We start from the raw sequence: 13,195 nt of genomic DNA, 5'->3' as shown, positions 1-13,195 counted from the left end.
ATTCACCCTTATTCTCCTTGACAATAAATCGAGCGATAAGCCTCGGGCCAATGAAATAACGGCCGCTTTTGCAGCGGCATATATCGTCGCTCCGGGTGCAGCCCGGTGTGCGGCGTTCGACCCGATCAGTATAATGGAGGCGCCGTCATTTAAATAAGGAAGCGATTTTTTTACGGTGAAATAGGCGCTTTTTAAATTCAGGTCCATATCGCGGTCGTAACCTCCTTCCGTTACATCGGTTATCGCCATCAATGGGATCCCGTCCACAACGCCACCAGCATTCACTACCAATGCGTCTATCTTACCAAACCTGTCAGCCGTAGTCCTAAATAAGTTCTCCAGGTCATCAAGATTTGTCACGTCTCCTTTTATACCTATAAAATTACTACCCAGGGTTTCAACAGCACTGTTCAATGTGGCCTCATTTCTTCCAGCGATTGCACCGGCTGCACCTTCGTTTTTAAATGCTTCAGCAATACCAAACCCGATTCCGCTATTACCGCCTGTAATCACGGCTACTTTGTTTTTTAATTTACTCATTTTCGTATTTTTTTAAATTAGTTTAGCGAAGGTACCTTTAATAGTATATTTTTGTAACCATTTAAGTATATACTGGTTACTATTTAGTAACTACAAATTTTAGAAATATGAAAGACGAAAGATTTTGTAATTCGCATTGCCCATTTACCAGAGCCATTGGTACTATTGGCAACAAATGGAAGCCAATAATCATAAATGTAATTGGCACACGAACCATTCGCTTTGGGCAGCTGGATGCCATCATACCGCATATAACACGGAAAGTACTCACGGAGCAGCTTAAAGAGCTGGAAGAAGACGGACTATTAGAAAGAATGGCTTATAAAGAATTACCACCACGGGTAGAATATAAGTTATCTGAAAAGGGGTTAGCTTTTCTACCCATATTAGAAGCTATCAAAGTATGGAATTTGAAATACGAGGTTGTGACAATGCCTTAAGAGGGGTGACTCACCACCTTCGTTACCCTGAAATCCTTTCCCTTTATGGAAATAAAATAGATCCCTTTTTCAACATCTCCCAGCTTTAGCTGGTACTGCAAAGTATTAATACCGGAAATAGTCTTCACTGTTTTCCCGTTCACATCAAACACCATTATCTCCCGCATGGGACGGTCTGTTTTAATAGTACAGCTGTTCACCACCGGGTTAGGGTATATTTTAATCCCGATGGGTTTTTCCTGCGCAACAGGCGTAACAGCAGCAACCGGGGCAGTGGTTCTCAGAGAATTATTATCCAGCACAATACAGGGCCGCCGGGCAACTGTACCGCTTTCTCTTGCATTAAAAGTAGCATCTCCCTTGGGGTTGGATATAGTGCCTGTTATTTGTAACGACAGCAAGCTATCTGCAGGCAGGCGGTTCACAGCCTGCGTAATATCCCATTCGCTGTAGCCTTTGGCAGATTGGCCCTGGATGGTGGCCAGCAGCGTATCGCCCGCAGGTTTGTTGTTCCAGGTAATACCCGTTTCCTGCCAGGTATTGTTATTCACTTTATATAAAGCCCATTGCACTGTATTTGTTTGCGTATTCCCGCTGCCGTACAACCGTAGCTTTGCGTTGCTCACCGGGCGTGTTACACTGCGCAGGTCAAAGCGCAGGTAACTTTGCCTGGCGTAATCAACCGCGTCATTCTTTACTACCAGTGATGTGGCTGTGCCATAATTAGTGCCGGCATAGCTGCCATCCCGCACATAAGCATCTGCAACAGGCAGCAGGCTGTCAGGGGATGTGAGATGCGTGTTGCTGTTAAAGGCAAAACGGGCGGAAGACCCGCTATAGTTGCCTTGCGGCAGGCCGCACAATAGCTGTTTGTTACTGCCAATACCCGGTGTGGTTAAAGATACCAGCACCGCGTTGGCCTGCTGTGAGGGATCTGCTATTGACAAACTAACAACCGCGCTGTCAATATTTTTCAGCAGCACAGCACAGGGTTTGTCAACCGTAACAGACCAGGCGCTGTCTGTAAGCGTACCGGCCTTATAGAAGATGGCCTGGATCATTTTCAGCCCCCGGTGCCTCACGGCCTGTATGGTATCTGCATTAGCCGTGATCTTAATAGCGGAAAGGTTGTACGCCTGCATATCATTTACGCTTAGCAGCCCGGGCGCCACAACGTATGCATACTTGCCATTGGACGGCGCCACACCATGGCTGATGGATGCTTTGAACACGCTGTCTGTTACCGTGGCATTGGCCATGGTTTGATTGATGGTGTACCAGTTGCCGCTTTGAAGCCGGTTGCTTACCGTGATATTACCCCCTGATGGAAAGAAATACCCGATACTGTCATGCAGCATCCATTGCAGGTTGCCCGAATAATTCACCTGGGATGATGGGGCTAACGTACTTACAGCGCCCCCGCTGCTTACCGTTACAGCGCCGTTCAGCAGGCACTGGTTCACGCAGGTAGTTATGTTCTCAGCCGCTGTGCTGTTGATACCTGCGCCCAGGCATACCACTTCCTTATCAAAAAAGAACCAGGCTTTTTTTGCGGTTACACCCACATAGTTCTGCTGGTAAGCGCTGGCGCCGTAAGTGCTGTCAGACACGCCGCCTGTAAAAGCAGTGCTGCCGTACACATGGGAGGAGTTCTGCTGCGGCGTGGCAAACTCGCGCATGGTTACACCAGGCACCTTGTTCCAGTCCCATACCGGGAAAATGTTATAGTACTCATTGCCGTTTACCCGTATATCCGTAGCGCCGTCTGCCAGGAACTTACCCAGCAGGTTTTCCCCGTTAATGCTTTCCGTTCTGTAAGTGCGGCTGGATACACCCCGTACAGAAAACGTATAGGCCGGTCTGTTATGAAGGGTATAATCACCGGTCCAGTAATGCATATGATAAGGATAGGCCAGGTTATAGCCTGGTGGCTGTGCCCCGGCTGCGCGCAGGGAGTCGTCCCTTAAAATAGCTGCATGCGCAGGGTCTACCTTAATGGCCATGGACGCCAGCGTGTAGCCGATGCCTTTATTGCTGCCGCTGCGGGAAATGCTTCTGCCCATCAGGCTAAAGTCACTGTAGAACTTTCTGCCGGGCGCGTAAAAGCTGTTATGCAGGAAAATAAATGCAATATTCTTTTGAGCGGTGGTCATGCTATAGGAGGTACCCACAATGTACAGCCCCACATTATAGATGCCCTGGATGAAAACGGTGCCATAGGTCTGTGTTTGCAGCTCCGGGCCATGCTGCAGGAAAGCATAATCATAATTGATGCCTTCACTGCCGCTGCTTACCAGCGCCAGCGTGGAAAAAGCCTGGGTTACGCCGGTATTCACTACCGTGGCGGAAGCAGTGAGCGCCCCCCGGTAGATCCAGTGCATGGCTATATCCACCCGGTTGGCGCCGGTTTGTGATGAAGGGGTGCCGCCTCTGAGCACCATGTAATTAATGGCGGAGTCCTCCACGGTTTGCGGCAGGCCGGGGCTGCCGCCCCGCATCAGGATCAGCGCCTGTCCCAGTGGTTTTGGATTGCCTATCTGGTCATACCACCAGTTAGCGGAATCAAACAGTGTTTGGTTCCAGTAGCGTAATGCCAGCACTATCTTGTTCAGCAATGCTGCGGAATTATAATGTGTGCTGCTGCTGTGTGAGTATGCCAGGGCCATGGTCCGGATGCGGCTTACGTGTGTATTATAGGGCACATCCCCGTTGTAAGTGATATCGCTCCAGGTACCGTTGGCGTTCAGCATATTCATAAGATTTGTAACGGTAGTGTTCAGGGTGTTGATGTTCACACCTCTTCTGGCTTCTGCGGTAACATTAGCCATAATAGTGGTGTAATCCGTTTGGGCATGGGTCTTCAGCTGAAGGCCGGCCAGCAATAGGCAGACGGCTGCAATGCGTACAGGTATTAACATAGCAGATAGTTTTATGGTGAGTGCATCAGGGTGTTACTTTAATATAGAACTGCTGTACCACTGTTTCCTGTTTCTCAACCGTATTGTTGAAGGTAACAAAGGTGGCTTTGTAGGTGCCCTCAGCAGTGTATTTATAATTATAGCCTGTAAGGTCAGGATTGTTAATGCTCTTTAGGGCGATGCTTACATCGGGCGCCACCCTTCCTACATACAGCGGCTTGCTCACAATCCAGCTGGTATTGCTTGGGCTGGCGCCGCCTCCGCCAATTATCCGCAGCTGCGTGGTGGTGGGTGTCCATCTTGCATTGGCAGGGTTCCACACATTGCCGTACCTGGTCCAGTAGCTGATGTCCATTGATAAAGAAGAAAGTGTGTAGGATAGATCCGGCAGCACATTGCTTACCAGGAAATTGGTGATGGTCCAGGTTTTTTGCGTGGTGCCGGTAATACCGCTGTATTTAAAGGCAATGAACAGGGAATCGTTTTCATTACTCACCAGGCCGCCCAGGTTAATGGTGCCTGAATTAACTTCTGTTGCGCTGCTGGCTAATGCGGCTTTGTCTGTAATGTCCGTCCAGGCGGCATTTACTACGGAGGCAGAGTCCAGGCCATTCAGCTTATTGGTGGCCAGCAATTGCAGTGTATTCGTTTGCGTGCCATACTCCGCCTTTGAGGTAAATGATAAAATAGTTGTACCCAATGCAAGGTTGCGGTTACGGTTATCATACGCATGGCCTGCATCACCGGCATAAAAAGCAATATTGGCAGCGTTGCCGCTGAACATGAATTTTGTGGTATCTCCCAGCTTATATACAAAAGTATCTGCTACCAGGCGCGCGGCATCCAGGCTTACAGCAAGGGAGGGTGTTTGAACGTCCAGCCTTTTGGTACAGGCCATCATTAACAAGATGATAGTGACTGCTAATATTCTCATGAGTTTTTATTTAAGATTCATCAAAATGGATCACCAGCCGGGGTTTTGCACCAGTGCGTGATTCAATGACAGCTCGTAGGATGGTATGGGTAGCAGTACATGCCTGGCAGCTACATTCTGCGCTGCCATCATCCCATTACGGTTACCCGTGGCAGTGATACCTATACCGGCGGAAATAGCATAGGATACAAAGTTCTGCATGTCCTGCACAAAACTGCCCCAGCGGATCAGGTCTGCTTTTCTCAGCGCTTCGCAGTTCAGCTCCCGCATCCTTTCATCGCGAATTGCCTGCTGAAAGCCTGCTTTGCTGAGGCCTGCCTGCAGATCTGCATCTGTGGACGAAGTAATGGCTGCAACAGCAAGGGCAGTGGCGCCGCTGCCACCCGGTGCTGCTATGGTTACAACAGGCGCTGAAGAATAGTAGGGGCCTGTGAGTGTTAATGATCCGGGGCTGGTAATGTTGATGGCCACTACCTTTCCGGCTTTATCGCCTGTTCCCAATACGGCAACGGCTGCAGCGCCTGCGCCTCCTCCGCCGCTGATAGTTACTGCCGGCGCTGTGGTGTAGCCGGAACCGCCGTCTGTTACTGTAATGGAGCGCAGCACATTCCCGTACAGGATACCGTATCCTCTTCTTCTCACTTTATTTACCGCATCATATGCAGCTGCTGTAGGCCCGCCATTTACCTGGTTTTCCGCTTCTGCATGCATCAGCAATACATCCGAATACCGGATCACCGGCCAGTTGATATTATAGGTGCCGTTCATCCGGATATAGACCGGGCAATATTCCCGGCGGATCTTTCCTGATCCCATTTGCCAGGCTGAGCTTATCATTGTTTTTGTTCTGGGAATGCCGCTAAAGCGGTAATTGCCACAGTTCCAGTCGCGGCGCAGATCATAGGATGCCTTTGGTGTTGTGCTGCTTGCAGGGTCTACTTCATAGGCGTCAAATAATTTTTGTGTGATAGCTACCCAACCGGCTGCATTCCAGGATGCAGTGTCGCCCGGCACATAGTTGGACTGGATACCCACAAAGCTCCCGATGTCATTTGATTTATTGGCAATACCGGCTGCAGCGCCATAGCTGCCCAGCTCCCATATGTCTTCCTTTACATCATACTTATCCTGGCAAAGGTTTATAAAGATCTGTTTGTAATCGGGGTTCAATGCATGAAGGCCGGAGCTGATCACCTTATTGGTATAGATCAGCACATCATTGTATTTGCTGGCATCATTCTGCGGGTAACCGGCCCAGTACAGGTACACTCTTGCCAGCATGGCCTGCACAGCGGTTACGGTTACTACATCATTGTATCCAAGAGAAGCGGAGCTTACATCTTTCAGTAAAACCTCCGCTGCTTTCATGTCTGCCACTATCTGCGTGTATACGTCTTTCTGCGATGCTGCCGGTATGGTTACCTCATTAATGGCGGGTACATGTAATACCAGCGGCACATCCCCGTAATTGCTGGTGAGCATAAAGTAATAAAAGCCTCTCAGGAATAATGCCTGCCCTTTTATGATATTGCGCTGGCCTTCGTCCATGGCGGGCTTGTTAATATTATCCAGCAGCGCATTCAGGTTGTTGATGCCGATGTACGCAAACTTCCAGATATTGGCCACGTAAGAATTGGTGGCATCATAGGTGTAGCTGAGGCCGCGGATAGCCCCGTCAGCAGCACGGTTGGTCAGCACTTCATCTGTAGTGGTAGTAAAGTTTAAAGGGATCACCTGTCCGTACAGCTCCGGCCTTATCAGCGTGGCGTAACCTTCATTTAATGCCTGCTGCAGCTGTGCGGCGGTATTGTAATAGTTATCCGGCGTGTAAAAATCAGTGGGTTTCGTATCCAGGAATTTCTTGCAGGACAGCGAACCTATTGTTATAATAACCAGTAAGCAATATATCCTTACCATCTCCAAATAATTTAGTTGTTCAAAATGTTACATTTAACCCTGCCACCACGCTCAGTGAGTGGGGATAACCCGTGTAGTCAAAGCCGGGCGAGAGGTTGCTTTGCCGGGAGGATATTTCGGGATCCTGCCCGGAGTAGCTGGTCCATGTATAGATATTCTGCGCGGAACCATACACGCGTATGCTTTTTATATGGATCCTTTGCAGCGCTGCTTCCGGTATGTTATAACCCAGGGATATGGTTCTTAATTTCAGGTAGGAGCCGTCTTCTACCACGCGGGATGAGTAAGCGGCATTGCCGGCGCCACCTGCCCGGTACATGGTATTGCTGGGATTATCCGGCGTCCAGCGGCTGGCATAAGAAGCAAACTGGTTCAGGCTGGGATTGTTTACAACACCGCCTTCAAAGATGTACCGGTTGGCATTGATCACATCATTGCCATAAGACCATTGCAGCAGTACGTTGAGATCAAAGTTCCCGTACCTGAAATTATTGCTGAAGCCACCGGTATGAATGGGGATGCCGCTGCCTATGATGGTGTAATCCTTGTTATCTACTACCAGGTCGCCATTAAGGTCCTTATATTTTATATCCCCTGGCCGTATGGCTGAGCGGGTAGCCCCGTTAGTGGGAATGTCAGGCTTCAATAAATAGGTACCGCCCGGCATAACGTCAAAGTCAGAAAACTGGTACACCCCATCGAATACCAATCCATACATTTCACCTAATGGCCGCCCCACAGCGGATATATAAGGGAACAGTGATGAGTGGGTAGTATTAAAGAAGGTGCCGGAACCGTAAAGGATGGCATTTTGCCCTTCTGTTAATGACAGGATCTTGTTCTGGTTAAAGCTGATATTGAAGCTGCTGTTCCAGCTGAAATTGCGCGTCTCCACATTAATGGTGTTAAAGCTGATCTCCAGCCCCTGGTTCTGCAGCTTACCTATATTCTTAAAGCCGGTTGAGCTCTCAACACCATTGGTATAGGGGAGGGCTGCATTCAGCAGCAGGTCCCTGGTAATGCGTTTGTACAGGTCCACCGTTATATTCACCCGGTTCCTGAACAGGGCCAGGTCCAGCCCTATATTGGTTTGCTGGTTGGTTTCCCATTTAAGGTCTTTATTACCGGCAGCGGTGGTTACAGCGCCATTGGCAGGGGCCTGGTTATTCCAGGAATACCAGTACTGGAGGTTGGTGAGCTGCAGCTGCGACAGGTAAGCAAAATCACCCACGCGGTTGTTGCCGGATGTACCATAGCTTATGCGCAGCTTTGCATCGGATATGGCTTTGAAACGCTGCATAAAAGGTTCGCTGCTCAGGCGCCATGCTGCAGAGGCGGAGGGGAAGTAACCCCGTTTATTTCCTGCTGCAAATTTGGAGGACCCGTCTGCACGCAATGATGCTGTGAAAAGGTATTTGGACTTATAATCATAGTTCACCCTTGCCAGGCCTGAAGCCATTGTCCAGCGGGAGCTCCAGGAAACAGTCGTGTAAGTGGTGGACAGGTCAAGCCCATCTATGCCCATATCCTCATTAGGCACCTGCGTGGCAGAGAACTGCCGCCATGCATTCTTGTTGCCCTGTTCAGAAATGTTGCCCAGTACCGTGAGGTGATGATCATTGCGGATGGTGGTTCTGTAAGTAAGCGTATTCTCATTCAGCCAGGTGGAAACGGGCTTAAAGGTAATGCTGCCATTAACGCCGCTGGCGTTCCACTTGCTGCCGGATTGTGTGTTTGAATTATTGAATACATCTGTTTCATTGCTGATGGTAGTAATACCTGCAGCTACCCGCAGGGTAAGCTGTTTTGTAAAGGCGTATTCTGTATAGGCATTCACCATCAGGTTGCCTGTCTTATTGAGGGTATATTGGTTCTGGATATTGATCAGCGGATTTACCCGGAAATCCTGGTTGTTGGCAATATCATTGGTGGGATCATAAAAGGAGTTCAGCAGGTCCACGGTGCTGTCACGCCCCGCAATACTGGTAACAGGCCGCCAGCCCCATACGGAATACAGGGTAGTGGCGGATGCCCAGAAGCTGGCTGCGGAAACAGGGATGCCGTAAGATTCGCTGTAAGAGTAGTTGGCATTGATGCCTGCTTTCAGTTTATCCGTTACCGTTTGATCCAGCACCAGCCTGCCCTGGTAGCGCTTAAAACCGCTGTTGATGATAATGCCTTTCTGGTTATTATAGTTGCCGGAAAGGGAGTAACGGGTTTTGTCATTGCCGCCGCGCACTGCAATATCATGGTTCTGCGTTTGGCCGGTGCGGAAAACGTAATCCTGCATATCCAGTCCCGGCATGTTCTTATAATCCTCCAGCGTTACGTTCTTCAGGTACACAGAATCCGCGATAGCGGGGTTCAGCTCTCCCACATATTTTACGAAATCATAAGGCCCCATCAGCTTCACCTTTTTGGGTGTTTTCTGCCAGCCATAATACGCGTTGTATGAAACAACCGGGGGGCCTTGCTTCCCTTTTTTTGTGGTGATAAGGATCACGCCATTTGAACCGCGCGCACCGTAAATAGCAGTGGCTGAGGCGTCTTTCAGCACATCAATGGATTCAATATCCGATGGGTTAATGGAGTTGGCATCGGCATTTTCCGTGGGGAAGCCGTCTATCACATACAGCGGTGCATTATCCTGTGTAACGGAGCCGGCGCCGCGGATCACTATGTTGGCGTTGGAACCGGGCTGCCCGTCATTGCTTGACACTACTACGCCGGATACACGGCCCGCCAGCGCATCGTCAAAAGATTTAACGGGCGCTTTCCCAAAATCAGACATGTTCACAGAGCCTACTGCGCCTGTAAGGTCCTTTCTCTTTACAGTGCCATAACCCACTACCACGGTAGCTTCCAGCCCCTTCACCTCCGGGTGCAGCACAATATTCAATGCTGCAGGGGCATTGCTGCCTATGGTTATTTTTGTTTCCGTAGTGGCGTAACCGATATAGGTGGTGTTCAGCGTATAGGTCCCGGCGGCAAGCCCGCTGATGGTGAATTCCCCTTTGGCATTAGTGACCACGGCTTTTGACAGCCCTTTCACAGCTACCGTAGCGCCGGGCAGGGGCACGCCGGTATCGTCTTTCACAATACCGCTAATGTCCTGGGGCAGGGGAGCAGCCTGCCCTCCCGGCGGAGCGGGCGGCCTTGATCTTACTACGATCGTTTTGTTGGCAATGGCATAAGTAAATGGCTGGTTCCTGAAAAGCTCATAGAGCACGTCTTTCAGGTCTGCATTGCTCACCGCTATGGTAACATGGTTAGCGGTTTTCATTTGTTCCTGCTGGTAGAAGAATTCATACCCCGTTTGCCTGGAGATCTCCTCCATGGCCTTTGTTAAAGGCGCATCGGCGCACTTCAGGGATACCTTTTGCGAAAAACCTTTTGCACAGACCTGCAAACAGGCGCCCAGCAACAAAATGGTTGTCAACTTCATTACCAATAGCGTTTGACTTTGGAACAGCCGTCGTGGTTGCGGCCTTTTTAGATGCGCAATTAATTGCATAGATTTGCAATAGCTTGGATTAAGAATAACTGATCTCTGTCAGAGTTTTTGTTGTTGTTGTCCAATCCATTACCGGCGGCACTGCGAATGCTGCCGGTCCTTTTTTGGACAACACTTGTTTTTGTACCCGGTTCCCCGGAAGACTTATGGCATAACGATTATTTTCCTCCCTTCCTGTTTGCAGTGTACCCCGTTTAATTCCAGTACTTCTAATACTTCCGATAGGTTGATATTCCGGTAAGTGCCCCCGCCGAATTTGAGGTCCGGTACGGCATTGCGGTATTCTATTTCTACATCATACCACCTTGCCAGCTGCCGCATGACCGTCTTTAGATCGGAATTGTCAAACCTGAACTTCCCGCTGGTCCAGGCAGTTATATTGTCCACATTCACCGTACGCACGGTTATTTCCCCGGTGGCATATTGTGTGCTCAGCTGCTGGCCGGGTTTTATGATCCTGCCGGTATTACCGGAAGTAATGCTCACCGCGCCGTTCAGCAATGTTGTGCTCACCACCGGTTCATCGGTATAGGCATTCACGTTAAAACGGGTGCCCAGCACTTTGATCTCCTGCCTGGCTGTTCTTACAATAAAAGGAGCAGCGGCATCAGGGGCTACCTCAAAATAGGTTTCGCCTGTTACCTCCACTGCCCGCTCATGGCCGCTGAAAGCCAGCGGGTAGCGGATAGAGGAACCGGCATTCAGCCATACTTTTGTGCCGTCGCTGAGGGTTAGCTGCCATTGCCTGCCCATAGGAGTGGCAATATGATTGTAGATAGCTTCATTGCTTTTCCCTGCATAGGTAAGGGCCCCGTCTTTTTTAATGATGGATACATTGGCGTCACTGGCCAGTACGCCATTGCCCGCACTGTCCAGCACTATTTGCCGGCCATTGGAGAGCGTGAGGATAGCGCCGGCATGCCCGGGTGTTATATCTGGCTGCTTGCTTACTGCCAAGGGTTTGATTTCCGGTGATCTTTTGCTGAAGAAAAAAACGGCGCTTCCAGCCAGCAGCAGGATAATAGCTGCGGCGGCAACCCGGCGTAGCGGGAAAAGCTTTCTTACGGGCGTACGTTCTCCCGCTTCCTTTATAATAGCAGTAAACAGCTCACCGGCCCTGTCCGCAGGGATCTCGCGGTCTGCCGGGGTATTTTCCATAACGCCGGCTATCAGCTGGTTAAGCGCTGCGGCATGTTCCGGCCTGCTCATCAGGTCCATCAGCTCTTTTCGCTCCTCTTCCGTGCAGGCATCCTCCACATAACGTTGAAATAACCAGCTTAGCCTGGACATAGGTTCGTCCATATAAAATTGTTTTAACGTGGTATCTATAACTATCAGACACCTGAAACGGGCGGAGGGGTAGGTAGGGTAAAAAAAAATTAGATCCGTGAAAGGCTGGCCTTAATAGTGCGGAGGGCTTCACCCATGTGGAACTTAACGGTTTCCTTAGATATCCGCAGCTCGCTGGCAATCTCCCCATAGGGCAGCCCTTCCTGCTTGCCCAGGCGGTACACTTCCTTTTGCCGTGGCGGCAGGCGGTTCACGGTTTCATCCAGGATCCGTTTAAGTTCATTATAGGCAATGCGCTGGTAGGTATCATTGTGCGGGGTATCAGCTGCCAGCAGCTCTTTTATAAAAGCCTCTTCTATGGCCAGCCTGCGCAGGTGGTTAAAGATGTGGTTACGGGTAATGGTATTAATATAGGCATTGAAGTTAACCAGTCCGGCCAGCTTCCGGCGGTTCACCCAAAGTTTGATGAACACTTCGGAAACCACATCCTCCGCTTCGGCCGTTGTTTTCACCATCCGGTAGGCAATGGAGAATATTTTGTTACGGTAATGCTCAAAAAGGCTGCGGAAAGCCTTTTCATCTCCTTCCACCACCAGTTGAAGCAATTCTTTCTCATTATATCCGGAGGATTCTGTCATTCATATCGTGGGTGTGTGTACTAAAGTAAAAAGAAATTGGTTTTCCTAATGAAAAAACTACAGGTAATAACAATCGTCAGGCATATCCCCGTTTTAGCAGGTAGCTGGCGCCAGCGTCAAACGCTTTGTCTGAGGGCACATAAAAATTGAAGGCGTCTGCTAACCGGTTGGTAATGTTGAACGCAAAGCAAATTGCTAAGGCATCCTCTATCTGCTCAGAAGATACGCCTGAATCTAATACAGCCCGCATGTCAGCTGCATTAATCGAATTTTCCCGGGTTAGCTTACCCAGCATGATCAGGGTTGCCTTTAAAGGCAGATCTATTGACGCAATTTTTAAATCAGCGAGCACCTCTTCTACTATGGCTGTATTGTTATAAGCTTTGGCGGAAACAGCACTATGCGCCTTTACACAAAAATTACATTCATTCATGCGTGATATATAGGCTGCCATTAGCTCTCTGTCGCCAACTGACCACGCGGACGGACCGCGCATAGCTCTATGTGTAAAGTTTTTGGCCGGATCTCCGTAAAAACCGGGCCGGTAAAATACCAGCCTGGCCGCATCCGGCAAAGGGTAGCCGGAAAACAATCTGATGATTCCGAAAAGCAATTTAGTACCAAACCTGTAACCACTATTTAGTATTTCAAGACGCATAAGGACCTCCTTCTTTTTTTGTTGCATCGGCTAATGCGGTTAAACCGCTTTCGTACTGCCGGGAAGCCTGACCCACAGCCGCGCAAATGATCAGCTCAAACAGCTGATCTTCACTAACCCCGGACTGCCTGGCCATATCGATATCCTTATCGGATATTTTAAAAGCCTGGTGCGCCACTTTGTCAACGAGCAGATCTAACGGCGGTTGCACGTTCTTATTGGCAAAGGCTGCCTGCCTGTCCTGTTGCGTGCTGTAACCTTCTCCTTTCAGGATACGGTCAATCAGCGCCTGATACAAATGTTTAAAATTGGTGTTGGTTATTTTCATAATGTCGTTTTTGTCCTG

The 13,195-nt window shown here is 49.5% G+C and carries 10 protein-coding genes; 1 reads left to right on the top strand and 9 read right to left on the bottom strand.

What is annotated here, in order from left to right; all coding sequences use genetic code 11:
* Positions 1-540: SDR family NAD(P)-dependent oxidoreductase (locus KVT36_RS09955; protein ID WP_217603347.1), on the bottom strand; the 540-nt coding region annotated here is incomplete at its 3' end.
* 107 nt (positions 541-647) lie between these two features.
* Here KVT36_RS09955 and KVT36_RS09950 point away from each other — a divergent pair.
* On the top strand, positions 648-980 hold the full coding sequence (locus KVT36_RS09950) for a helix-turn-helix domain-containing protein (protein WP_217603346.1): 333 nt from the start codon (positions 648-650) through the stop codon (positions 978-980).
* Here the strand turns inward: KVT36_RS09950 and KVT36_RS09945 are convergent.
* The 8 genes from KVT36_RS09945 to KVT36_RS09910 form a co-directional block, all read right to left on the bottom strand.
* Entirely contained in the window at positions 977-3,898 is a 2,922-nt protein-coding gene (locus KVT36_RS09945; RefSeq protein ID WP_217603345.1) for a polysaccharide lyase family 8 super-sandwich domain-containing protein, read from the bottom strand. The genes KVT36_RS09950 and KVT36_RS09945 overlap by 4 nt on opposite strands.
* Positions 3,899-3,923: 25 nt before the next feature.
* The gene (locus KVT36_RS09940) at positions 3,924-4,832 is read right to left on the bottom strand and encodes a DUF5017 domain-containing protein (protein WP_217603344.1); all 909 of its coding nucleotides are present in this window, start codon (positions 4,830-4,832) and stop codon (positions 3,924-3,926) included.
* 30 nt (positions 4,833-4,862) lie between these two features.
* The gene (locus KVT36_RS09935) at positions 4,863-6,749 is read right to left on the bottom strand and encodes a RagB/SusD family nutrient uptake outer membrane protein (RefSeq protein ID WP_217603343.1); all 1,887 of its coding nucleotides are present in this window, start codon (positions 6,747-6,749) and stop codon (positions 4,863-4,865) included.
* 19 nt (positions 6,750-6,768) lie between these two features.
* On the bottom strand, positions 6,769-10,194 hold the full coding sequence (locus KVT36_RS09930; RefSeq protein ID WP_217603342.1) for a TonB-dependent receptor: 3,426 nt from the start codon (positions 10,192-10,194) through the stop codon (positions 6,769-6,771).
* A gap of 213 nt (positions 10,195-10,407) precedes the next feature.
* Complete coding sequence (locus KVT36_RS09925; protein WP_217603341.1) at positions 10,408-11,565, bottom strand: FecR family protein; 1,158 nt, start codon at positions 11,563-11,565, stop codon at positions 10,408-10,410.
* A 77-nt stretch (positions 11,566-11,642) separates the two neighbouring features.
* On the bottom strand, positions 11,643-12,191 hold the full coding sequence (locus KVT36_RS09920; protein WP_217603340.1) for an RNA polymerase sigma-70 factor: 549 nt from the start codon (positions 12,189-12,191) through the stop codon (positions 11,643-11,645).
* 76 nt (positions 12,192-12,267) lie between these two features.
* Positions 12,268-12,876: a carboxymuconolactone decarboxylase family protein gene (locus tag KVT36_RS09915; RefSeq protein WP_217603339.1), complete on the bottom strand. Its 609-nt coding sequence runs from the start codon at positions 12,874-12,876 to the stop codon at positions 12,268-12,270.
* Positions 12,839-13,177 (bottom strand): hypothetical protein, encoded by a 339-nt coding sequence (locus KVT36_RS09910; protein WP_217603338.1) that lies wholly within the window; start codon positions 13,175-13,177, stop codon positions 12,839-12,841. Before KVT36_RS09910 ends, KVT36_RS09915 begins: the two co-directional genes overlap by 38 nt.
* Positions 13,178-13,195: the final 18 nt, after the last annotated feature.

The organism is Chitinophaga sp. GbtcB8, from assembly GCF_019091455.1.
Taxonomy (GTDB): Bacteria; Bacteroidota; Bacteroidia; order Chitinophagales; family Chitinophagaceae; genus Chitinophaga.
This window is presented reverse-complemented; position numbering and strand designations above follow the sequence as displayed.

What these genes read in the sequence shown, in the direction of transcription:
- KVT36_RS09950 (WP_217603346.1), top strand. Translation starts at nt 648, where the DNA reads ATGAAAGACGAAAGATTTTGTAATTCGCATTGCCCATTTACCAGAGCC.
- KVT36_RS09945 (WP_217603345.1), bottom strand. Translation starts at nt 3,898, where the DNA reads ATGTTAATACCTGTACGCATTGCAGCCGTCTGCCTATTGCTGGCCGGC.
- KVT36_RS09940 (WP_217603344.1), bottom strand. Translation starts at nt 4,832, where the DNA reads ATGAGAATATTAGCAGTCACTATCATCTTGTTAATGATGGCCTGTACC.
- KVT36_RS09935 (WP_217603343.1), bottom strand. Translation starts at nt 6,749, where the DNA reads ATGGTAAGGATATATTGCTTACTGGTTATTATAACAATAGGTTCGCTG.
- KVT36_RS09930 (WP_217603342.1), bottom strand. Translation starts at nt 10,194, where the DNA reads ATGAAGTTGACAACCATTTTGTTGCTGGGCGCCTGTTTGCAGGTCTGT.
- KVT36_RS09925 (WP_217603341.1), bottom strand. Translation starts at nt 11,565, where the DNA reads ATGGACGAACCTATGTCCAGGCTAAGCTGGTTATTTCAACGTTATGTG.
- KVT36_RS09920 (WP_217603340.1), bottom strand. Translation starts at nt 12,191, where the DNA reads ATGACAGAATCCTCCGGATATAATGAGAAAGAATTGCTTCAACTGGTG.
- KVT36_RS09915 (WP_217603339.1), bottom strand. Translation starts at nt 12,876, where the DNA reads ATGCAACAAAAAAAGAAGGAGGTCCTTATGCGTCTTGAAATACTAAAT.
- KVT36_RS09910 (WP_217603338.1), bottom strand. Translation starts at nt 13,177, where the DNA reads ATGAAAATAACCAACACCAATTTTAAACATTTGTATCAGGCGCTGATT.